Genomic DNA, 21,850 nt, shown 5'->3' with positions numbered 1-21,850 from the left:
CATTTTATACTCGTTTATTATTCATTAATCCTCGGCTTTTTCAACTAAATCAGAAAAGAGACCGTATACGTAAGATTCTGCATCAAACCGCTGGAGGTCGTCAACCTTTTCTCCAAGGCCGACCAGTTTCACGGGGATGTGAAGCTCATTGCGGATTGCCAGGACGATACCGCCTTTTGCGGTGCCGTCAAGCTTCGTTAACGCGATACCCGTCACATTCGTCGCTTTGGAGAATTCTTTCGCCTGCGCCATCGCATTCTGGCCTGTCGTCGCGTCAAGCGCAAGGAGAACCTCATGCGGAGCCTCAGGCACTTCGCGTTCGATGACGCGTTTGACTTTTTCAAGCTCTTTCATTAAGTTTACTTTATTCTGAAGGCGGCCTGCCGTATCACAAATCAGCACATCCGCTCCTCTTGCTTTAGCCGCGTGTACGGCATCATAAATAACCGCCGCAGGGTCGCTTCCGGCAGCCTGCTTAATGACAGGCACGCCTGTACGCTCCCCCCACACTTCAAGCTGTTCAATCGCCCCGGCTCTGAAGGTGTCTCCGGCAGCGAGCACAACGGATTTGCCTTCATTCTTCAGCTTATGGGCAAGTTTTCCGATCGTTGTCGTTTTTCCGACGCCGTTTACCCCGACAAGCAGAATAACGTTCAGGCGCCCGTCCTGAATATTTAATTCAGAAATCTGTTCGTCGCCGCTGTTATAAATGTCGACAAGCTTTTCAGAAATGACGGACTGCACTTCCTGAGGATCCTGGATGTTTTTCAGCTTCACTTCTTTTTTGAGCTCATCAATCAGCTCCATGACGGTTGTAAAACCGACGTCAGCGCCAATCAGCACTTCCTCAAGCTCCTCGAAGAAATCCTCGTCGACTTTCCGGTAGCGGGAGACGAGTTCGTTCACTTTATTCGAGAAGGAATTTCTTGTTTTTTCAAGACCATCTTTAAATTTTTCAGAGACGGAGTCTGTCTGTTTCGTGATTTTCTCTTTTAATTTTTTAAAAAAGCTCATCTTTCAACCTCTTTCCTCGTTACTGAACGAATTCTTTTGTTTCTTCCAGTTTGACCGAAACCATTCGGGAAACGCCGGATTCCTGCATCGTAACACCGTAGAGGACATCCGCTTCTTCCATGGTGCCTTTTCTGTGGGTGATGACGATAAACTGGCTGTCGCTGCTGTATTTTTTTAAATATTGCGCAAACCTGAATACATTGGCTTCATCAAGCGCAGCTTCCACTTCATCAAGGACGCAGAACGGCACGGGCCTTACTTTCAGAATGGAGAATAAAAGGGCAATGGCAGTCAGCGCCCGTTCTCCCCCTGACAAAAGATTTAAGTTTTGCAGTTTTTTGCCCGGAGGCTGCGCGATAATGTCCACCCCGGAGTTAAGAAGATCATTCGGATCAGTCAGCTTCAGTTCAGCCCGCCCTCCTCCGAATAAAGAACGGAACACGTCGTTGAATTGAGAACGGATCTGGATAAACGTTTCATGGAATCGCTTCGTCATTTCAGAATCCATTTCTTCAATGACTTGAAACAGTGTGTTTTTCGCTTCCGTCAGGTCATTTTTCTGCTCTGTTAAAAACTGATACCGTTCGTTTACTCTTTCAAATTCATCGATGCTGCCGAGATTGACCGTTCCGAGCTCTTCAATTGAGAGCTTGATCAGTTTGACCCGTTTTCTCGCCTCTTCAGGCTCGATTTCAAGCTGATATTGTTCTTTAGCCCCTTCAAAGGATAAGCTGTATTCCTCGCGTAAATATTGCAAGAGATTATCAAGCTCGACTTCCATCCGGCCGAGTTTTACCTCTTCATCTTTCAGAATTTCTGTTTTTTGCTTGTAGAGACGCTTCATCTCTTTCAGCTCAAGTTCGTTCGTATCAAGCGCCCGCTGGAGCTTCACACGCTGGTCGCGCCTGCTGGCGATCAATTCAATCGTTCTCGTTTTATCGTGAAGCTTGTGATGGGCTGCTTCTTCAAGCTGCTCCTCACCGCTTGTGCTGGACGTCATCTCTGAGGTCAGGAGGCTTAAATCTTCCCGTGTTTCTTTCAGAGCGAGCTGCGTTTCCTCAAGCTCTTTTTTCAGCCTTTTGAGGTTGTCTTCTTCACTCGAGCACGCCTGTTCTTTTTTCGCAGCGGCCACTTTACATTCCGTCAGTTCATGAGAGAGCGTTTCTTTTGTTGAGGATAGGGTCTGCTTTTGTTTTGTCAGCCTTTCCATCTCTTCCTCAAGCTCTTTCAGCTGGCCGGATGCCTCACTTAGCTGTTCTTCCAGAGCTGATTTGCGCGTCTCTTTTTCCCGGCTGCTTTCCGTCAGTGATGCTTTCTCCTGATCGTAAAGCTCCAGATGGGTATTGATGTTCTTTTCAGCGACTTCGAGTTCATACAGCCTGCCTTTTACATCCTGCTGCTTTGTTCTGAAAGCTTCACCGTCTTCACGGAGACCGCTCAGCGTATGTTCAAGCTCTTGAATGGCCTGCTTCAGCGTTTTGACCTCTTTTTCGAGCAGAGCTGTTTTTCCTTCCATTTCGGCAAGCCGCGCAGTCACCGTCTCAAGCTCACGGCTTCTGCCGAGCAGAGAATTGTTTTTCTTTTTGACCGCGCCGCCTGTCATTGATCCGCCTGGATTGACGACATCGCCCTCAAGCGTCACGATGCGGTAGCGGTGCCCGAGAAGCTTGGCCAGTTCATTCGCGCCTTTTAAATCTTCAGTGATCAGCACGGTGCCGAGAAGGTTTTGAATAACATTCCGATATGCCGCATCATATGTGACAAGCCCGCTCGCTGTGCCGAGGAAAGACGGATGCTTCTGAGCCGTCTGTTCATCACGGGTTTGGAGCTGGCGCGGTTTCATAACCGTAAGCGGCAGGAACGTCGCGCGGCCGAAGGAATTCTGTTTTAAATATTGAATCGCTTTCCGCGCCGCCTGCTCATCGTCTGTGACAACGTGCTGCGCCGCTGCGCCGAGTGCAATCTCGATCGCCGTTTCATATTTTTGTTCGGTGGCAATCAGTTCGAGAACGGCGCCGCGGATGCCGCCAAGCTGCTCTTTCTGTTTCAGCACTTCTTTTACGCCTTGGTAAAATCCTGAAAAATCGCCTTGCATCGTTTCAAGCATATCTTTTTTGGATCTGGCCTGCTGGACGAATTGATATGCCTGATACAGCGCAGATTCTTTCTTTTCATATTGGCGTTTTTTCTGTTCATATGCTGTCTGGACTTCACGAAAGCGGACGACCTGATTGTGAATATCCTCTTCAACGGCGGCCAATTCTTCTTCGCACGCCGCTTTGCGGACTGCAATATCGTTACGTTCTTCAAGGTATTTTTCATTGTTTGCTGTCAGTCTCGCCTGCTGGACCGCAGATTGGGACATCTGGTCATCTAAAAGCTGCAGCTCGTTGCGAATCGACGCCTGACTGTTTAACAATTCAAAGTAATCGCTTTTTAATTGTTCGATTTTGTCTTCTACATTTTCATTATGCAGACTGAGAGCCTGCTGCTTTTCTTTCACCTGGGCGTTTAACCGCTTCACTTCCGCACGAAGTTTATCATAGACGGCAGACTGTTTTTCAATGTCCGCTTTCAGTTCGGCTTCTTTGTTCGTGTAATGTGTAACGGATTCCTCAAGCTGTTCCCGGTTTTGCGCGGCGTTTTTTTTGCGCTCTTTCAGCACTTCTTTCCGGCCTTCCAGCTTTTCCAGCTCTTCACTTGTCACGAGCAGAACCTGCTGCAGTTCGTTGACGGATTCATCAAGCGCGTGGATTTTATCTCTCGTCTCTTCTATCATCGCTTCTTTTGCGGACAGAGCCGATGATTCCGCCAATTCTTCTTCTTTAGCCGCCTGCACCTTGTCTTTTAAACCCGACCATCTGCCATGCAGTTGTTCGATGTCAAAGGCGGTAAGGGCGATTTCGACATGTTCAAGCTCTTTCTTTTTTTCTAAGTAGTCTTTGGCGATTGATGCCTGGATTTTCAGCGGTTCGACCTGATCTTCAAGCTCGTGGAGAATATCTTCCACCCTGTTTAAGTTATCCTGCGTCTCAAACAGTTTGTTTTCCGCTTTTTTCTTTCTTGTTTTATATTTCAGCACGCCGGCCGCTTCTTCAAAAATACTGCGGCGGTCTTCCGCTTTGCTGCTGAGAATCTCTTCGACTTTCCCCTGGCTGATAATAGAGAATGCTTCTTTCCCGAGCCCGGAGTCCATAAATAAGTCAATGATATCTTTCAGGCGGCACTGCTGATTGTTGATGAGAAATTCACTTTCTCCGGAACGGTACACCCGTCTCGTCACGCTGACTTCGTGGTAATCGATCGGGAGAAAATGATCTTCATTATCAAGCGTTAACGTGACTTCGGCAAGGTTCAGCCGCTTGCGCGAATCACTTCCCGCAAAAATGATATCTTCCATTTTTCCGCCCCGAAGCGAGCGGGCTGATTGTTCGCCGAGCACCCAGCGGATGGCTTCGGTAATGTTGCTCTTTCCGCTGCCGTTCGGACCGACAACGGCCGTGACGCCTTTTACAAAGTCAACGGATATCCGTTCTGCAAATGATTTAAATCCTATAACGTCTAAACGTTTGAGGAACATCCCAGATCCTCCTTATCGTATAAGTATCTCAATATTATCATAATCACCCGCTTATATCAGGCGCAGACATACTGAAATCCCCCTAGGGAAACAGGGGGATTTTATTGTTTCGTATGATGTTTTTGCATTTTTGCAAGAGCTTCCTGTGCCGCATGCTGCTCGGCTTCTTTTTTGGAACGTCCGTTCCCGATACCGAGCGCCTCACCTTTAAGAGAGACAAGCGCCTCGAATTCCCGGTTGTGGGCAGGCCCTTTTTCATTGAGAATTTTGTACTCAAGCGATCCTTTTCCGTCCCGCTGTACAAATTCTTGAAGCTGGCTTTTGAAATCCATCACATGAGAAAAAGCACCATCGTTTATTTTAGGGAACACGTACACTTTCAGGAATTGCTGAACCGGCTCAAGGCCCTGATCCAGATACAGTGCGCCGATAAACGCTTCAAACACATCCGCTAAAAGCGCAGGACGCTTTCTGCCGCCCGTCATTTCTTCTCCTTTTCCCAAGAGAACAAGATCGCCGAATGACAATTCATGGGCAAGTGAGACGAGTGACGGCTCGCATACGATAGCGGCTCTCAGCTTCGTCAAATCTCCTTCACTCATGGCCGGATATTTGGCAAATAAGAATTGGGAGATCGTCAGTTCCAAAACAGCGTCACCTAAAAATTCAAGCCTTTCATTGTCTTCATACGGCTTTTTCCGATGCTCATTCACATAAGATGAATGTGTAAATGCTTGATACAAAAGTTTCTCGTTTTGAAAATGAACCGAAATCCGTTCTTGGAACTCTTTAAATTGCTCTATTTTTTTATAGAACTTTTTTTTATCTTTAAAATGTGAGTGTTTTGACATAGTAACCTCCATAGGCACATCAGGTTCACCGCGCTCCCCGCCGTAAACGGAATCGGCAGCGCGTACAGCGTCAGACGCCGGTAACCGAACGATTAAAGGGCTAAAGCCCCGCTGTCAGGCGGGACTTTTAGCATCAGCTTATTGCTGGTTTTGTATGTAGTTCACAGCGTCGCCGACTGTTGCAATCTTTTCAGCATCTTCGTCAGAAATCTCCATATCAAACTCGTCTTCAAGTTCCATAACAAGCTCAACTACATCTAGGGAATCAGCACCTAAGTCTTCCTTGAAAGAAGCTTCAAGTTTGACGTCAGCTTCATCAACGCCAAGGCGGTCTACGATGATTTTCGTTACACGCTCTAATGTATCTGCCATAGCAATTCACCTCCCCTCAAGTATTATAGTGGATTCGTTTTTAAAAAACTAGAGAAACTAGGATGAAATTTTAAAAACAAATCTTTACATCACCATTCCGCCGTCAATATGAAGGGTTTGGCCCGTCATATAACGCGATCCTTCAGAAGCAAGGAACGTAACAACGCTGCTGATATCGGAAGGATCACCGAAACGCGCGAGCGGAATCTGCTTCAGCATTTCATCTTGGACTTCTTTAGAAAGCTTGTCCGTCATATCCGTGGAAATAAAGCCCGGAGCAATGGCATTAACCGTAATATTGCGGCTCGCAAGCTCTTTGGCTGATGACTTCGTTAAGCCGATTACACCGGCTTTTGCCGCCACGTAGTTCGCCTGGCCGGGGTTTCCGCTGACGCCGACGATTGATGATACGTTGATAATCCGGCCGGAGCGCTGTTTCATCATCTGTCTTGTAACGGCTTTCGTGCAGTTGAATACACCTTTTAGGTTAATGTTAATGACATCATCCCATTCATTTTCTTTCATTCTCATCAGAAGATTGTCTTTTGTGATCCCCGCATTGTTCACGAGAATGTCGATTGAAGAAAATGCAGCGACAGCCTCTTTCATCATGTTTTGTACTTCTTCGGAATTTGATACATCGGCTTTTACCGCGATCGCGTTTCGGCCCAAAGATTTGATTTCATCTACGACTTCGTTCGCTTTCGCTTCATTCCCGGAGTAGTTGACTACTACGTTACAGCCGTTTTTCGCAAGATCAAGCGCGATCGCCCGCCCGATTCCGCGGGACGCTCCCGTTACCACTGCTGTTTTTTCATTAAGCATCCTGATTCTCCTCCTTCAGCGTTTGAATCGCCAGTTCGATGGTTTCATGGTCAGAAACCGCGATTGTTTTAAGGCGGCGGTTCACTTTTTTCACAAGGCCTGAAAGCACTTTTCCGGGCCCGATTTCAACAAACGTCGTGACACCTTCGTCAATCAGTTTGTTAATGGTTTCTTCAAAGCGAACAGGTGAATACAGCTGTTCGATCAGTTTTTTCTTGATATCGTCTTTTTCTGTCATAACGTCAGCCGAAACGTTTGAAATCACGGGAACAGCCGCATTTTTCAACTCACAGGCGCTGAGCACCTCCTCGAGTTTTTGCGCTGCCGGCTTCATTAATTCAGAATGGAACGGTCCGCTTACTTCTAATGGGATTGCCCGTTTTGCTCCGTTGTTTTTCGCTTCTTCTGAAGCCAGCTCCACGCCTTTTGCCGTTCCGGAAATTACGATCTGGCCGGGGCAGTTCAGGTTTGCAAGCTGTACGAGATGACCGTTTTCCGTCACTTGATCCGTTACCTTTTTCAAGGACTCTGCATCCATTCCGAGAATAGCTGCCATGGCGCCTTCTCCGGCCGGCACGGCTTCATTCATGAATTCTCCCCGTTTTCTTACCGTGTAAACGGCATCTTTAAATGTCATCGCTCCCGCCGCAACAAGCGCCGAATATTCTCCGAGGCTGTGGCCGGCGGTGAAATCAGGGGTGATGCCGGATTCTTTAAACTTTTCCAATACGGCGATGCTCGTTGTCAACAGCGCAGGCTGCGCATTGTATGTAAGGGTCAATTCTTCGGCGTCACCTTCAAAAATGAGCGAGCTCAGCTTTGTTTCAAGCGTTTCATCCGCTTCATCAAAAATACGTTTTGACGCTTCTTCGCGTTCGTACAGGTCTTTTCCCATACCGATATATTGTGATCCCTGTCCGGGAAATAAAAATGCAATCTTACTCATGATGCGGTAACCTCCAGACTACTCATCTGTTTTTTCTTCTTTTACTTCTTCTTCTATAAATGCGGCCACGTTTTGGCTAACCATTTCTCTCGCCTGGCGCAGCGCATGGTAAACAGCGCGTGCGTCAGAAGAGCCGTGCGCTTTAACGACGGGCGCTTTCAAACCGAAAAGACTCGCCCCGCCGTACTCAGAATAGTCCATTTTCAGTTTCATTTCCATCAGCTTCGGCTTCAGCACTCCCGCTGCGAGCTTAGAAACAAAACTTGAAGTCAGTGTATCTTTCAGCATTTTGAAAATCGATAACGCTGAACCTTCCAATGTTTTCAACGTGACGTTGCCCGTAAAGCCGTCTGTGACGATGACGTCAGCAGCGCCTTCGAGCAAGTCTCTCGCCTCAACGTTTCCGACAAAATTCACGTTTGTTTCTTTTAATAATTCAAACGTCTTTTTTGTCAGGTCGTTTCCTTTCTTTTCTTCCGTGCCGACATTTAACAATCCGACGCGGGGCGAGCTGATTCCGAGAACCTGCCGGGCATATACAGATCCCATAATTCCGTACTGGACGAGATGCTCCGGTTTGGCATCGACATTGGCTCCCACGTCCAAAAGAAGGAAACCGTCGCCTGAAACGGTCGGAAGCGTCGGCGCAAGCGCAGGCCGGTCGATTCCTTTAATTCTGCCGACGATAAACAGTCCCGCTGTCATGAGTGCGCCTGTATTCCCCGCTGAGATGCAGGCGTCCGCTCTGTTTTCAGCCACTTCCTGCGCCATCAGCACCATAGAAGAGTTTTTCTTTCTGCGTACGGCGCGGACCGGTTCATCCGTCGGTTCAATCACTTCATCGGCGTGCAACACAGTGATGCGGTCTGATGTTGTTGGCAAGTGTGATTCTATCGTTGTCTTGTCACCGACCAGCGTAATATGAAGATCGTCAAATGCCTCAATACTCTTCATTACTCCGTCAATAACAGCTTTGGGTGCGTTGTCGCCTCCCATTGCATCTACAGCTATTCTCATGCATGCTCCACCTTTATGATTGTTTTGAACGGTACATGTCAAAGCTGCCGGAGAACACGACTTCTTCTCCCACATAGCTGTTGACTTCAACTACCGTTCTGCCTTTTTCTTTTTCGACTGCCGTCACTTTGGCTTTCGCAACGACGCGCTCGCCTTCTTTCACCTGTCTTGTAAAGCGGATATTTGCGCTTGCGGTCAGCGCCAGCTCATCATCAATGACGGCTACGGCGAGTGAGTTCGCCTGCGCAAACAAATGATGCCCCCGCGCAATTTGATTGCGGCTGAAGACATGTTCGCGTCTTACTTCTAATATGGAAATGGCCTGGCCGTCAAGCTCCAGATCAATAATTTCACCGATCACTTCGTCTAAAGACAGTGATTTCACTTCATCATCAAGCGTTTGTTCTGCCACGTTTTTAATTCTTTCCCTCAGCTCCGGTATTGAGAGCTCTAAGCGGTCTAAACGGATCGTCTGAATGCTGACGCCGAATTTCCCCGCTAATTCTTCATCTGTGATGAAGGGTGTCGATTTGATCGTCTGCTGCAATAATTTTTGGCGTTCTTTCTTGCTTCTTCTCATCTGTAAACACCATCCGGACAATTAAGACTAGGTACTAATAGTAGTATATAATCTCATAGATTGGAATGCAATGATTGTTTTTTGAAAGCCGCCGAATTTTACAGAATCAGCTTAATTTCTCCCCTTCTAGGACGCCGCTTGAAAGTAATTGGCCGCGCAGCATACGGTATTCGTCATCTTTCCAAAAAGCCTCTGAAGACACCAGATTGGCCGCATCCTGGCGGGCCGTTTCCAAAGCTCTGTAGTCATGAACCATATCCGCCACCTTGAACTCGGGCATACCGCTCTGTTTTTTCCCGAAGAAATCACCGGGGCCGCGCAGTTCAAGGTCCTTTTCAGACAGTTCAAAGCCGTCGTTTGTCTCCGACATGATTCTCATCCGTTCCTTCCCGGTTTCGGATTTCGGATCGGCCATCAGGATGCAGAAAGATTGGTGGTCTCCCCGCCCGACCCGGCCGCGGAGCTGATGGAGCTGAGATAATCCGAAACGGTCGGCGTCATAGATGACCATAATCGTCGCATTGGGCACGTTCACCCCGACTTCTACGACGGTTGTTGACACAAGTACCTGACATTGATTGGCGCTGAATTCTCTCATCACCTGATCTTTTTCATCAGAATGGAGCTTCCCGTGCATCAGGCCGACATTCCATTTACCGCGGTAAACGTCAGACAGCATGTTATATACGTCAATCGCATTCTGCACATCCAGTTTATCCGACTCTTCAATGAGCGGGCAGATAATATAGGCTTGCCTTCCCTGTTTCAGCTCTTTTTCTATAAAAGCCAAAATCCGCTCCAGCATGTCGTGTTTCACCCAATACGTTTCGATTTGTTTTCGCCCCGCGGGCATTTCATCTATCACGGAAACATCCATTTCTCCGAAGACGGTAATGGCCAACGTTCTCGGAATCGGAGTGGCTGTCATAAACAGCACATCCGGATCCTGACCTTTATTCTTGAGTTTTTTGCGCTGTTCGACTCCGAACCTGTGCTGCTCGTCCGTAATGACAAGGCTCAGCGCTTTAAATTCCACTTCGTCCTGGATTAAAGCATGGGTCCCTACTAAAATATCAATCTCTCCGAGAGCAAGCCGCTCCAAAAGCTCCCTGCGCCGCTTTCCTTTTACAGAACTCGTCAAAAGCGCGATATTTACATCTTCATTTGCAAACAACGATACGAGAGAATCTGCATGCTGTTCGGCCAGAATTTCAGTCGGCACCATTAATGCCCCCTGATACCCCGACAGAATCGCAGCGTACAAAGCGATGGCGGCGACGGCCGTTTTCCCTGAACCGACATCACCTTGCAGCAGACGGTTCATTCGGTAAGGGGATGTCATATCAGCGGTAATTTCCCGAAGCACGCGCGTCTGTGCGGTTGTGAGCGAAAACGGCAGGCTGTCTGTGAAAGCAGCGAGCTTTTCAGCAGGAAACACATGGCTGATGCCTTTTGACTGTTCCCTTTCCGCTTTACGGAACGCCTGCATTTTCAGCTGAAATAATAAGAATTCCTCGTAAACAAACCGGCGCCTGGCCTGCTGTAACGATTCCCTCGTTTCAGGCTGATGCATCGTCTGCAGGGCATGTTTGTAATCAGGCAGCTTGTAGCGGATTCTCAATTTTTCAGGAAGCGGATCGGCCGCACTGTCCAAATGATGCTGCAGCGCTTCCTTAATAAACCGTCTCATCATTTTTACGGTGACGTTTTCTTTAACGGAATAAACAGGCTCAATGCTTTTATCTTCTTGATGAGGACCGTTTTTTAATTCCTGCACGGAAACGGTCTGTCTGTGTTTATCCCATTTCCCGGATATCGTGACGACTGAACCTAACGTCAGTTTCTTTTTTAAGTAGGGACGGTTAAAGCAGACCGCGGTAATTAAATAATTGCCGACAAGCACCCTGAATGTCAGCCTGTTTCGTTTTTTGCCGTAATAGGTAAGAGAAGGTTCTGAATGAACCTTCCCTTCTACCGTCACTCTTTCTTCATGTTTTACTTCTTCTAAATCCCTCAGCTCATAGTCGTCATAACGGTAAGGGAAATAATTCAGAAGATCAGAAATGTCATAGATACCTAGTTCGTGCAATGTTTTTTCTGTTTCCGGCCCAATGCCCTTAATTTCCGCTATACTAGTTTGCTGATGGTGTGTCACTTGATTTCAGCGCTCCTCCGAAAATTTTTTTCTCTAATTCTCTTCCCGTCGGTGTCGCGGCTAAACCGCCTTGTCCCGTTTCACGCAGTGCTGTCGGCATTGTCTGGCCGATTTTGTACATCGCGTCAATCACCTCATCGCAAGGAATGCGGCTTGTAATCCCGGCCAGCGCCATATCCGCCGCGATCATTGCGTTGGATGCTCCCATTGCGTTTCGTTTGACACACGGCACTTCTACCAATCCGGCGACCGGGTCACATACGAGACCGAGCATATTTTTCAGTGTAATCGCCATTGCTTCCGCTGATTGCTGAGGCGTTCCGCCCGCCATTTCCACAATCGCAGCCGCTGCCATGCCTGATGCTGACCCGACTTCCGCCTGACAGCCTCCTGCCGCTCCTGAAATACTCGCATTGTTTGCTACGACAAAACCGAACGCGCCGGCTGTAAACAGAAAACGGATCATTTGTTCTGTCGTAGGGTTCAGCTTATGCTTTACGGCGAATAACGTTCCCGGCACAACCCCGGCAGAGCCGGCGGTCGGTGTAGCGCAGATCGTTCCCATCGCCGCATTGACTTCATTTGTCGCCACAGCTTTAGAAACGGCGTCTAAAATCAGATTGCCCGACAGGCTTCTTCCCGATTGGATGTATGCCTGAAGTTTCACGGCATCTCCGCCTGTTAAACCGGTCTGACTCGTGACGCCCTTCAGCCCTTTTTCAACAGCTGCTTCCATGACGGAGAGATTGCGCTCCATTCCTTGAAAGATTTCTTCCCGCGTTTTTTGCGTCACTTCCATCTCTTGCGTGATCATCACTTCCGAAATCGGAATTTGTTTTTCTTGAGTGATTTCTATTAATTCTTTTACATTACGAAACATGTCATTTTCCTCCTGACTTTTTAGTCAGCTATCTTAGTAACCTGTATAATATTAGGAAGTGTTGAAAGCTCGTCAAGCACTTCTTCTTCAATATTCTGATCGACCTCAATCGTCATCAGCGCAAGCTGGCCGACGTCCTTACGCGCCACTTCCATATGTCCGACGTTGATGGAGAATTTCGCCAGCACATTGGCAACGCCTGCAATCGTGCCGAATTTATCATTGTGAACGACTAAAATAGCCGGATGGTTTCCGGAAAGACGCAGCTCAAAGCCGTTGAGCTCCGTGATTTCTATTTTTCCGCCGCCGATGGAAATACCGGTAAGGGCAAGCTCTCCCTCATCATCAGAAATGACGAGACGCGCCGTATTCGGATGAACGGGCACGGCATCCTCTGTACGGAACTCTACATATATGCCCTTCTCTTCCGCAATTTGAATCGCTGTTTTAATCCGTTCATCAAATGTATCAAAATCAAGCAGGCCGCCGATAATCGCGACATCAGTGCCGTGACCCTTATACGTCTCCGCAAATGATCCGTAAAAAGACACAATGATCCGGCGGGGCTCCCGCCTGAATAGGCTTCTGGCCACTCTGCCGATCCGGGCGGCGCCTGCGGTATGTGAACTGGACGGACCGATCATTACCGGGCCGATAATATCAAAAACGCTTCTATACTTCATGCTGGTTTGTTCCTCCTTAACATCACTTCATTCAGCGCTTTTCTTTAGACTAATTGAACATTTCTCAATTGGCAAGCAGGCACACTGCCGCACTGCCGCAGGTAAATAAAGACATAAGAATAGAAGGGCCTGATAAGCCCTTCTATTCTGCCGCAAATATATATGGATACAGAGGCTGTCTGCCGTTATGGATTTCAACCTCGATATCTTCACAGACGCTAGCAATATACTCAGCGAGTTTCTCAGCTTCTTCTTCCGGAGCGTCCTCTCCGTACAAGATGGTGACAATTTCATCTTCTTCCCCGATCATTTCATCCAGCAGCAATTTTGCCGCACTCATCCGATCTTCGGCGCTGCCGATAATTGAACTGTTTAAAATGCCGATAAAATCACCTTTTTTAATATCTTTGCCGTCAATATGGGTGTCTCTGACTGAATATGTCACCTGTCCGCTTTTCACATTCCGGATGGCCTCAAGCATATTGGCTTCATTTACGTCAGCCGGCTGGTCAGGGTTAAACGCAAGCAGGGCGGTCATGCCTTGAGGGACCGTTTTTGCCGGAATGACAATGACATTTTCTTCAGCCACGCTCGCCGCCTGATTGGCAGCCATCACAATATTGGAATTGTTCGGAAGAATGAAAACCGTCTCCGCATTGACAGACTGAACGGCTTCAACAATATCTTCCGTGCTCGGATTCATTGTCTGGCCGCCTTCGATTACGTGTGAAGCGCCGATGCTCGTAAACAATTCAGAAATGCCCTCTCCCATTGCCACAGTCACGATGCCAAAAGGCTTGCGGGCTTCTTTCATAACGCCGGCCGGCTTTTTTTCATCATGTTCTTGGCTGATGATTGAAGTATGCTGTTCCCTCATGTTTTCAATTTTAATTTTAATCAAATCGCCGTAACGCTGTGCGAGATTGAGTACGTTCCCTGGTTCTTCGGCATGAATATGGACTTTCGCCAGCGTATCATCAGCCACGACCAGCAATGAATCGCCGAAACGGCTCAGTTCGTTTCTGAACGTCTCTTCCTTGAACGTCCGTTTATCTTGATCCAGCCTCACCATCACTTCCGTACAAAATCCGAATTCAATGTCTTCTGTACTCAGCATGCTTTGCGCGCTTTTATGATGCTCGGCATTCACCATATCATCGAGTGCCGGAAGAACCGCTTTTTTCGGTACGGCCTCTCCTTTTAAAGCAGCCAAAAAGCCTTCATATACACAAAGCAGACCTTTTCCGCCGCTGTCAACGACACCGACGTCCTTTAAAACAGGAAGCAGATCCGGCGTGCGGTTCAGCGACGCTTCCGCTTCTTCAATAACGGCCTCCATGACCGAAATAATATCGGTTTCTTCTTTGGCCGAGGCGACCGCTTTTTTAGCCGCATCCTTAGCCACGGTTAAAATCGTTCCTTCAACCGGTTTCATGACCGCCTTATATGCCATATCCACTCCCGCTTGGAGTGCTGCGGCAAATTCTTGGGCGTCTATTTGGTTTTTGTTTTCAATGCTCTTTGTGAAACCTCTGAACAATTGGGACAAGATCACCCCTGAGTTTCCTCTCGCTCCCATAAGCAGGCCTTTTGACAGGGCGATGCCGACTTTGCCGATGTCGGGTGAGTCAATGTGCTCTACCTCTCTTGCACCGGATGACATCGATAAATTCATATTTGTTCCGGTATCGCCGTCAGGCACGGGAAACACGTTCAGCGCATCCACCGCGGATGCGTTTTGAGACAATGTCTCAGCCCCCGCCAGAATCATTGCCGCAAAAGCTCTCCCATCTAAGTTTCGTCTAGACAATACTCATCCTCCTCACTACGGGTTCGTTACTCGTACGCCTTGGACATAAATATTTACAGAATCAACTGCAAGTCCGATTGTTTGATTTACTGTGTATTTTACCTTCGTCTGAACATTGTGGGCTACTTCGGATATTTTAGTGCCGTAGCTGACAATAATGTACATGTCGATATGTATTTGTTCGGCTTCCTGACGGACATGTACGCCTTTTGCGAAGTTCTCTCTCCGGAGGATTTCAGACAAACCGTCTTTAATCTGGTTTTTTGAGGCCATCCCCACTATTCCGTAACAGTCAATGGCAGCGCCTCCGGCAACCATTGCGATGACTTCGTTGGATATATCAATCTGTCCGTATTTTGTCTTCATTTCAATGGACACACAGGTTCCTCCTTCAGGTGCATAGAGTTATCATTATTCTACTATATGTATCCCATTATGAAAAGAAAAGATACAGACAGCGGCCTTCAGCGCGGAAATGTGATTGGTTTTACATGTCAAGTGATTTTTCTTGAAAGTAAGGGAAACAATAGTTGCAAACGGTTTTTAGCTGTGGTAAATTATTTAAAGTATTGTATAACGAAAGCATCTGAGAAACTATGTTTGAAAAGATGTTTCGCGCAGTTAGGAGGGAAACAAATGGCACGTAAATGTTTTATTACAGGTAAAAAAACAAAAGCCGGAAACAACCGTTCTCACGCAATGAACGCTTCTAAGCGTACTTGGGGCGCCAACCTTCAAAAGGTCCGCATCCTCGTTGACGGCAAACCTAAAAAAGTGTATGTATCTGCCCGGGCTTTAAAATCCGGTAAAGTTGAGCGTGTATAAGCAAAAATGAACGCCTGCCCTTTTATGCGGCAGGCGTTTTTTATGCGTTCAAAGAGGGCAATTTCAGCTTCTTGGGCTTACTCTTTTCTAAATGAGCCCAGCATCGCCCGGACAATTCCTCCTAAAAACTTCGGCAATTTAATGGTATAAAATTTCATTTTGTCCCCTCCTATAAGTCCCGTATCCGCTGCGTTCATCACTTTAGGATTCATGGTTTTTTCCGCATATGGCAGAAGCCGCTTTTTAATCCGCGCTCCTTACCATTATTAATATGCCTTTTGCAAACGAAAAAGTACCTCGTGAATGAATGAGTTCGTTACTAATACATAGTGTGGAACCCAGAGGAATATGACAATTATCAAGGGGATATTTAAAACCGTCGAGTGTCAGGCCGTCTGCCGCTTCCGTAAATGGAATGAAAGAAATATAGCGTCTGCGCGCTTTTTCTTCAATTGTATAACGGCCGGGCCCGAACATCTGAATGTCATTCTGCCGGTCGATCAGCTCGACATCGGTATTCTTATGTAAGGCTTTATACAGCAGCTGGATGTTCCCTAAAAAGTGATCGGCTCTTCCGCCCGTCACACCGAACATCCGAATGGTTTCCGGTTCTTTTTGTAAAGCCCAGTCAAGGGCGAGTTCAAGATCGGTATAATCTTTTTCCGCCTGATACACATGGAGGGCCGGCGCCGCTTTTTGAATCTGCATGAGCTCCTCTTCCGTAATGCTGTCAAAATCACCGAAAGCTTCCTGCGGAATGATTCCGGCTTCCAAAAGAGAAACCGTCCCTTTATCGACTCCGACCCACGTCGTATCTCCGTCTGTGTATTCGGATAGATCGGGAATAAGTTCCCGCGGGCCGCCCGCAACGATATTGATTGTCTTCATATGTTTTCCTCTCTCTTAGACGCGAAAAGAGCCGGCGGCTTTCACCGGGCTCTTTTTCAGCATGTTTATTACGCGTTTCGGATGTCAGCGATGGCTTTTTTCCGATCCGGCTGATTATATACGGCAGACCCGGCAACAAGCAGATTGGCGCCCGCTTCAGCGCATAAAGGGGCTGTTTCTTTATTAACGCCTCCGTCCACCTCGATTAAAAGCTCAGACAGGCCTTTCTCCTCAGCCAGCTGTTTGACCTGACGGATTTTCGGCAGAACCGAATGAATGAAGCGCTGGCCGCCAAAACCGGGGTTAACCGTCATTAACAGCACAAGGTCAAGTTCCTCGATCACATGTTCAATCATTTGGACGGGCGTATGCGGATTGAGCACAACTCCCGCTTTTACCCCCTGCTCTTTTATCAATTGAATGGTCCGGTGAAGATGCGGACACGCTTCAGCATGAACGGAAAGGATGTCCGCGCCGGCTTTTGCGAATGCCGGTATGTAGCGGTCCGGGTTTTCAATCATAAGATGGACATCCAGCGGCAGATCAGTCACCGGACGGACGGCTTCAACGATAAGCGGCCCGATTGTAATGTTAGGGACGAAATGGCCATCCATGACATCAATATGGATATAGTCCGCCCCTCCTTTTTCCACGTCTTTAATTTCCTCGCCCAGTGAAGCAAAATCGGCGGAAAGAATTGATGGCGCAACCTTAATCATATTAATACCTCGGCTTTCTCTCTTTTATTTCCTGCATAAATTCTTTGTAATGCTCATAGCGGTACGGCTGAATCTCTCCTTCTTCCACCGCTTGCTTTACCGCGCATTTCGGCTCCTTAAGATGCAGACAGCCTCTGAATTTGCAAGAGGCGCTTATTTCTCTGATCTCAGGGAACGTGCTGCCCAGCTCATCTTCCTCAATGCCGGTAAATTCAAGCGAACTGAACCCCGGAGTATCCGCCACCAGACCGCCTGATGTATGAATGAGCTCCACATGGCGCGTCGTATGTTTTCCGCGTCCCAAATGCGCGGAAATCTCGTTTGTTTTCAGCTCAAGCTCCGGGCTGATCGCATTTAAAAGCGAAGATTTTCCGACTCCGGACTGACCGGCAAACACCGTCGTTTTGTTCTCGAAGTGTTTCACAATGCCTGTTAAACCGCTGTTTTCTTTTGATGACGTCACATATACGTCATAACCGATCCCCTGATAGTCTTTCACGTAAGAAAGTATCGCCTCTTTCGATTCCCCGTCTGCAGCTAAATCCATTTTGGTTATGCAGATGATCGGGTGAATGCCGTTGGCTTCCACAAGGACGAGAAAACGGTCCAATAAAGACGTGCTGAACGCAGGCTGAACGGCAGAAAAGACGAGAACGGCCTGATCGACATTTGAAATCGGCGGCCTGATCAGCTCGTTTGTTCGTTCTTTGATTTCCAGCAGGTAGCCTTCTTTATCATTTTCAGCCTGATAAACGGCATAATCGCCGACCAGGGGCGTTATTTTATTTTTTCTGAAAATGCCCCGGCCCCTGCATTGAATGATCTTGTCCTGTGATTCATCCAAGACATAATAGAATCCGCTTAACGCTTTTATAATTTTGCCCTCAGGCATAGGGTCCCTCCTTGTCAGTCATTATCTTTCGGGTATTCAATCGTTTTGTAGCTGACGACTTTATGATCGACCATCACTTGGTAATACCCCTTCTGTCCCTGATCAATCTTCAGTTCAATTGTTTTTTCAGTCGGCTCTTTTATTTTAAATGAGTCATACGTATCAGAGATGCTGTGGTCCTTATCATCGATGGCGATTTGCACTTCAAGCTCGTCCCCTTCATGTTCGGGTTCGTAAGGAATGCTGATTTTTTCTTTTACCGTTTTCGCCGGTTTTTCTTCAGGTCCGAGCGAGAACGTCACTTCAACATTACTTCCCGGCTTAACCGCAGTGCCGGCTGCCGGCTCTTGCTTCATGACTTGTCCTTTTGGCACGTCATCTGAATGGGCTTGTTTTTCAACAAGCTGCAGGCCGTTATCTTCAAGATACCCTGAAGCCGCTTCCTTGCTGTAAGTCTTTAAGTCCCTCAGCGTAACGTCCGCCGGGCCGAGGCTGACCGTTAGATTGACTTCATCGTCGCTTGCGACCATGTCGGTGCCGGCTGACGGGTCCTGATCAATTACGGTGCCGGCCTCGCTGTCATCGTTCTCTTCTTTGACATTGACATGTTTGAAGCCTTTTTCCTTCAGCGCTTTTTTTGCGTCGCCGATCTGCCGCCCTTTCACGTCGATCAGCTGGGTTTTCGGTTTTCCGATGCTTTTGTACAGTTTTACAGAAGAGCCTTCTTTAACGGTAGACCCCGCTTTTGGGTCCGTTTTGACCATTAATTCCTCTTCTATTTTGTCATCTTCAATGTCCGTTATATCAGGATCCGCCCGGAGCCCGTTCTTTTCAAGCAGTGCTTCCGCTTTTTCGTACTTCATGCCCCGTACGTCGGGGACGCTTACATCTTTAGGCATAAACAAAGACGGGAACACGGTGACCGCAAGAACAGCCGCCATAATGAAAATGAAACAGACGGACAGCAAAACCCACGGCCATTTCCGTTTTTTCTTTTTGGCGGGCTGCTGTTCCTTATCGTCCGTCTCCCCCGGCGTTTCCGCCTGAGGCGCGGCTTTTGCGCCGTCAGTAATAACGGGAATGGCTTTTGTCATTTCCTCATCATCCTGAACGGAAAATTTTTGTTCATTCAGCCTGCCGGCGTCAAAAGCCGTTCTGATGTCCGCTTCCATGTCCTCGGCGCTTTCATAGCGGTGAAACGGGTCTTTGGCGGTTGCCTTTAAAATAATGTTTTCGACGCTCTGCGGAATGGAAGGGTTCCACTTTCTGGCGGAAGGCGTTTCTGTTTGCAGATGCTTTAGCGCTATGCTGACGGCTGATTCTCCGTCAAAAGGAATTTTACCTGTTAAAAGCTCAAACAGCACGATGCCGAGCGCGTAAATATCTGATTTTTTCGTTGCAAGACCGCCTCTCGCCTGCTCCGGAGACAAATAATGAACCGAGCCCAGCACAGAATTCGTATGTGTGATTGTCGTAGACGTAAGCGCTGTGGCGATGCCGAAATCCGTCACCTTGATATGCCCTAAATGATCTATCAATATATTGTGCGGTTTAATATCCCGGTGCACGATATGGTTTTGATGGGCATGGGCGATGGCCGAGACGATCTGCTCCATAACGGACAGCGCTTCTTTCGGATGAAGCGGCCCGTGTGCGGTTATGTATTCCTTTAATGTCATGCCTTCCACATATTCCATGACAATGTAATAAATATCGCCTTCCTCCCCGATATCGTAAATACTGACGATATTCGGATGATCGAGGCTTGATGCCGACTGTGCTTCTCTTCTGAAACGCCTGATAAAATCAATGTCATTCACAAAGTCAAACCGCAGAATTTTAATTGCGACTTCACGTTCGAGAATGATGTCCTCAGCTAAAAAAACGTTTGCCATTCCGCCGCCGCCAATGGGCCGGAGGATATGATAACGCCCGCTGATCCGCTTGCCGGTTAGCACTTGTCTTCACCCTCTTTTGCATCTGCGGAAAACTCAATCAACACAGCCGTGATGTTATCTTCGCCGCCGTTTTGATTCGCTTTGCTGATGAGAAGGTCTACTTTTTCCTGAGGATCAGATTCGGCTTGAAGCATGTGTTTGATCTCGTGATCTTCTATTTTATTTGACAGTCCGTCAGAGCATAAAAGCAGCTGATCGCCGTCAGACAGTTCAAAAGAACGGGCGTCGGGACTGATGGTTTCATCTGTCCCCAGCGCTCTCGTCAATACATTTTTCCGCGGATGGTGCTCGGCGTCCTCTTTCGAAATTTCCCCCGTCTTGACCAGCTCATTCACAAGCGAATGGTCCTCAGTCAGCTGAGTGAATTCCCCCTCTTGAAGCAGGTAGCACCGGCTGTCACCGATATGAGCCACAGTGACAAACTTCCCGGTGAATAAGGCGCAAACAACGGTGGTGCCCATTCCCCGGCATTCTTCATTCGCTTTAGCGTGGTCATGTACTTTGACATTCGCCTCATGAATCCGGTCTTTCAGCCAATCCTCGCAAGCAGACGGCAGAGAAGGAACCGTTTCGGTCCGGTTCCACTGCTCTTCCATCGCCGCAACCGCCATCCTGCTCGCTACATCTCCGGCAAGATGACCGCCCATGCCGTCGGCGACAACCGCAAGCACCGCGTCTTCTTTTGTGAAAATGCCCGCCGCATCTTCATTATGCCGGCGGACTTTACCTGTATCTGTTTTCAAGGCTGTAATCAACCTCTTCACCTCGTCTCGTCTTGACGCTCCTTCGCGCGAAGCTGACCGCAGGCCGCGTCAATGTCATGGCCTTGCTCTCTTCTGATCGTGACATTTACACCGCGGGATTTTAACGTTTTTTCGAATGCGAAAATCTGATCTCTCGGTGTGCGGACGTAATCCCGTTCAGGCACATAGTTTACCGGAATTAAATTGACATGGCATTTCACGTCTTTTAACAGTTCTGCAAGCTCTTCTGCATGTTCGACCTGATCATTTACGCCGCCGAACAGCCCGTATTCAAAGCTGATCCGTCTGCCTGTTTTCTCGATGTAATATTTGACGGCCTCCATAAGGTCAGGAAGCTTATAGGCTTTGTTAATCGGCATCAGACGGCTTCTGATTTCCGTATTCGGAGCATGCAGAGAAATCGCGAAATTGATCTGCATTTTTTGATCGGCGAAATCGTAAATCTTCGGAATGATTCCGCTGGTGGAAACTGTGATATGACGCGCTCCGATGTTCAGCCCTTTATCGTGGTTAATGATTTTCAAGAAAGCGAGCATTTCGTTAAAGTTATCAAAAGGTTCACCGATTCCCATGATCACGACTGAGCTGACGCGTTCATCCGTTTCATCAAGCGCCTTTTGCACTTTCACGACTTGAGCGACGATTTCTCCCGCTTCAAGATTCCGTTTCAGACCGCCGAGCGTTGACGCGCAAAATGTGCAGCCGATCCGGCAGCCGACCTGTGTCGTTACACATACAGAATTACCATACTCGTGTCTCATTAAAACCGTTTCGATCGTATAACCGTCATGAAGCTCAAATAAAAATTTCATCGTGCCGTCTTGAGATGTCTGTTTTACAGCCGTTTTCAGCGTTGTCAGCACAAAATGGCTCTCGAGTTTTTCACGCAGGCTTTTTGAGAGGTTTGTCATTTCATCAAATGAAGAAACCCGCTTTTCATAGAGCCATTCAAAAATCTGTGCCGCGCGGAACGGCTTTTCGCCATTGTCGGTCAGCCATTGTTTGATTTCATCTAATTCAAAAGAGTAAATGGACGGCTGCTCAGTCCGCAGCTCTTTCCGTACGCTTGTCTTTTTTAATTGTGTCATTTT

21 protein-coding genes are annotated in these 21,850 nt (G+C 47.8%); 1 reads left to right on the top strand and 20 read right to left on the bottom strand.

Features of this window, described 5'->3' with window-relative positions; translation table 11 throughout:
* Positions 1-24: 24 nt before the first annotated feature.
* The 13 genes from ftsY to ACNFN4_RS15545 form a co-directional block, all read right to left on the bottom strand.
* Positions 25-1,014: a signal recognition particle-docking protein FtsY gene (ftsY, locus tag ACNFN4_RS15605; RefSeq protein WP_003154301.1), complete on the bottom strand. Its 990-nt coding sequence runs from the start codon at positions 1,012-1,014 to the stop codon at positions 25-27.
* 19 nt (positions 1,015-1,033) lie between these two features.
* Positions 1,034-4,594, bottom strand: a complete 3,561-nt coding sequence (smc, locus tag ACNFN4_RS15600) for a chromosome segregation protein SMC (RefSeq protein ID WP_448200292.1) — start codon at positions 4,592-4,594, stop codon at positions 1,034-1,036.
* A 101-nt stretch (positions 4,595-4,695) separates the two neighbouring features.
* On the bottom strand, positions 4,696-5,445 hold the full coding sequence (rncS, locus tag ACNFN4_RS15595; RefSeq protein WP_014417754.1) for a ribonuclease III: 750 nt from the start codon (positions 5,443-5,445) through the stop codon (positions 4,696-4,698).
* A 138-nt stretch (positions 5,446-5,583) separates the two neighbouring features.
* A complete protein-coding gene (acpP, locus tag ACNFN4_RS15590) occupies positions 5,584-5,817 on the bottom strand; it encodes an acyl carrier protein (RefSeq protein ID WP_003154310.1) in 234 nt (77 codons plus the stop codon).
* Between the two features lie 84 nt (positions 5,818-5,901).
* Entirely contained in the window at positions 5,902-6,642 is a 741-nt protein-coding gene (gene fabG / locus ACNFN4_RS15585) for a 3-oxoacyl-[acyl-carrier-protein] reductase (RefSeq protein WP_003154312.1), read from the bottom strand.
* Positions 6,635-7,588, bottom strand: coding sequence for an ACP S-malonyltransferase (fabD, locus tag ACNFN4_RS15580; protein WP_007409759.1), 954 nt, complete (start codon positions 7,586-7,588; stop codon positions 6,635-6,637). The genes fabG and fabD overlap by 8 nt, the downstream gene beginning before the upstream one ends.
* An 18-nt stretch (positions 7,589-7,606) precedes the next feature.
* Positions 7,607-8,605 (bottom strand): phosphate acyltransferase PlsX, encoded by a 999-nt coding sequence (gene plsX / locus ACNFN4_RS15575; protein ID WP_007409758.1) that lies wholly within the window; start codon positions 8,603-8,605, stop codon positions 7,607-7,609.
* 13 nt (positions 8,606-8,618) lie between these two features.
* A complete protein-coding gene (fapR, locus tag ACNFN4_RS15570) occupies positions 8,619-9,185 on the bottom strand; it encodes a transcription factor FapR (RefSeq protein ID WP_003154320.1) in 567 nt (188 codons plus the stop codon).
* Positions 9,186-9,291: 106 nt separating this feature from the next.
* Entirely contained in the window at positions 9,292-11,340 is a 2,049-nt protein-coding gene (gene recG, locus ACNFN4_RS15565) for an ATP-dependent DNA helicase RecG (RefSeq protein ID WP_014417753.1), read from the bottom strand.
* Positions 11,318-12,220, bottom strand: coding sequence for an L-serine ammonia-lyase, iron-sulfur-dependent, subunit alpha (gene sdaAA / locus ACNFN4_RS15560; protein ID WP_003154324.1), 903 nt, complete (start codon positions 12,218-12,220; stop codon positions 11,318-11,320). Before sdaAA ends, recG begins: the two co-directional genes overlap by 23 nt.
* A 20-nt stretch (positions 12,221-12,240) precedes the next feature.
* A complete protein-coding gene (sdaAB, locus tag ACNFN4_RS15555; RefSeq protein WP_014417752.1) occupies positions 12,241-12,903 on the bottom strand; it encodes an L-serine ammonia-lyase, iron-sulfur-dependent subunit beta in 663 nt (220 codons plus the stop codon).
* Between the two features lie 142 nt (positions 12,904-13,045).
* Complete coding sequence (locus ACNFN4_RS15550) at positions 13,046-14,713, bottom strand: DAK2 domain-containing protein (RefSeq protein ID WP_014417751.1); 1,668 nt, start codon at positions 14,711-14,713, stop codon at positions 13,046-13,048.
* 15 nt (positions 14,714-14,728) lie between these two features.
* The gene (locus ACNFN4_RS15545) at positions 14,729-15,091 is read right to left on the bottom strand and encodes an Asp23/Gls24 family envelope stress response protein (protein WP_003154327.1); all 363 of its coding nucleotides are present in this window, start codon (positions 15,089-15,091) and stop codon (positions 14,729-14,731) included.
* A gap of 258 nt (positions 15,092-15,349) precedes the next feature.
* Between ACNFN4_RS15545 and rpmB the strand changes: the two genes are divergently transcribed.
* Positions 15,350-15,538, top strand: coding sequence for a 50S ribosomal protein L28 (rpmB, locus tag ACNFN4_RS15540; RefSeq protein ID WP_003154328.1), 189 nt, complete (start codon positions 15,350-15,352; stop codon positions 15,536-15,538).
* A 77-nt stretch (positions 15,539-15,615) separates the two neighbouring features.
* Here the strand turns inward: rpmB and spoVM are convergent, their stop codons facing one another.
* The 7 genes from spoVM to rlmN all read right to left on the bottom strand — a co-directional run bounded on the left by spoVM (position 15,616) and on the right by rlmN (position 21,847).
* Complete coding sequence (gene spoVM, locus ACNFN4_RS15535; RefSeq protein ID WP_003154329.1) at positions 15,616-15,696, bottom strand: stage V sporulation protein SpoVM; 81 nt, start codon at positions 15,694-15,696, stop codon at positions 15,616-15,618.
* 85 nt (positions 15,697-15,781) lie between these two features.
* Positions 15,782-16,426 carry a thiamine diphosphokinase gene (locus ACNFN4_RS15530; protein WP_014417750.1) on the bottom strand — a complete coding sequence of 215 codons (645 nt, stop codon included), beginning with the start codon at positions 16,424-16,426 and terminating at the stop codon, positions 15,782-15,784.
* Between the two features lie 68 nt (positions 16,427-16,494).
* Positions 16,495-17,145 carry a ribulose-phosphate 3-epimerase gene (gene rpe, locus ACNFN4_RS15525; RefSeq protein ID WP_014417749.1) on the bottom strand — a complete coding sequence of 217 codons (651 nt, stop codon included), beginning with the start codon at positions 17,143-17,145 and terminating at the stop codon, positions 16,495-16,497.
* Position 17,146: 1 nt separating this feature from the next.
* Positions 17,147-18,037 (bottom strand): ribosome small subunit-dependent GTPase A, encoded by an 891-nt coding sequence (gene rsgA, locus ACNFN4_RS15520; RefSeq protein ID WP_014417748.1) that lies wholly within the window; start codon positions 18,035-18,037, stop codon positions 17,147-17,149.
* 14 nt (positions 18,038-18,051) lie between these two features.
* A complete protein-coding gene (gene pknB, locus ACNFN4_RS15515) occupies positions 18,052-19,995 on the bottom strand; it encodes a Stk1 family PASTA domain-containing Ser/Thr kinase (protein WP_038461444.1) in 1,944 nt (647 codons plus the stop codon).
* Positions 19,989-20,750 (bottom strand): Stp1/IreP family PP2C-type Ser/Thr phosphatase, encoded by a 762-nt coding sequence (locus ACNFN4_RS15510; RefSeq protein ID WP_448200291.1) that lies wholly within the window; start codon positions 20,748-20,750, stop codon positions 19,989-19,991. Before ACNFN4_RS15510 ends, pknB begins: the two co-directional genes overlap by 7 nt.
* A gap of 5 nt (positions 20,751-20,755) precedes the next feature.
* Positions 20,756-21,847: a 23S rRNA (adenine(2503)-C(2))-methyltransferase RlmN gene (rlmN, locus tag ACNFN4_RS15505; protein ID WP_053573429.1), complete on the bottom strand. Its 1,092-nt coding sequence runs from the start codon at positions 21,845-21,847 to the stop codon at positions 20,756-20,758.
* Between the last annotated feature and the right edge of the window lie 3 nt (positions 21,848-21,850).

The sequence above is a fragment of the Bacillus sp. N1(2025) genome (assembly GCF_053470005.1).
This window is presented reverse-complemented; position numbering and strand designations above follow the sequence as displayed.

Excerpts from the sequence above, each read along its gene's own strand:
- fapR (WP_003154320.1), bottom strand. The coding sequence starts at position 9,185 with ATGAGAAGAAGCAAGAAAGAACGCCAAAAATTATTGCAGCAGACGATC.
- rncS (WP_014417754.1), bottom strand. The coding sequence starts at position 5,445 with ATGTCAAAACACTCACATTTTAAAGATAAAAAAAAGTTCTATAAAAAA.
- sdaAB (WP_014417752.1), bottom strand. The coding sequence starts at position 12,903 with ATGAAGTATAGAAGCGTTTTTGATATTATCGGCCCGGTAATGATCGGT.
- smc (WP_448200292.1), bottom strand. The coding sequence starts at position 4,594 with ATGTTCCTCAAACGTTTAGACGTTATAGGATTTAAATCATTTGCAGAA.
- acpP (WP_003154310.1), bottom strand. The coding sequence starts at position 5,817 with ATGGCAGATACATTAGAGCGTGTAACGAAAATCATCGTAGACCGCCTT.
- plsX (WP_007409758.1), bottom strand. The coding sequence starts at position 8,605 with ATGAGAATAGCTGTAGATGCAATGGGAGGCGACAACGCACCCAAAGCT.
- fabD (WP_007409759.1), bottom strand. The coding sequence starts at position 7,588 with ATGAGTAAGATTGCATTTTTATTTCCCGGACAGGGATCACAATATATC.
- rlmN (WP_053573429.1), bottom strand. The coding sequence starts at position 21,847 with ATGACACAATTAAAAAAGACAAGCGTACGGAAAGAGCTGCGGACTGAG.
- rpe (WP_014417749.1), bottom strand. The coding sequence starts at position 17,145 with ATGATTAAGGTTGCGCCATCAATTCTTTCCGCCGATTTTGCTTCACTG.
- ftsY (WP_003154301.1), bottom strand. The coding sequence starts at position 1,014 with ATGAGCTTTTTTAAAAAATTAAAAGAGAAAATCACGAAACAGACAGAC.
- rpmB (WP_003154328.1), top strand. The coding sequence starts at position 15,350 with ATGGCACGTAAATGTTTTATTACAGGTAAAAAAACAAAAGCCGGAAAC.
- rsgA (WP_014417748.1), bottom strand. The coding sequence starts at position 18,037 with ATGCCTGAGGGCAAAATTATAAAAGCGTTAAGCGGATTCTATTATGTC.
- ACNFN4_RS15530 (WP_014417750.1), bottom strand. The coding sequence starts at position 16,426 with ATGAAGACAATCAATATCGTTGCGGGCGGCCCGCGGGAACTTATTCCC.
- fabG (WP_003154312.1), bottom strand. The coding sequence starts at position 6,642 with ATGCTTAATGAAAAAACAGCAGTGGTAACGGGAGCGTCCCGCGGAATC.
- spoVM (WP_003154329.1), bottom strand. The coding sequence starts at position 15,696 with ATGAAATTTTATACCATTAAATTGCCGAAGTTTTTAGGAGGAATTGTC.
- sdaAA (WP_003154324.1), bottom strand. The coding sequence starts at position 12,220 with ATGTTTCGTAATGTAAAAGAATTAATAGAAATCACTCAAGAAAAACAA.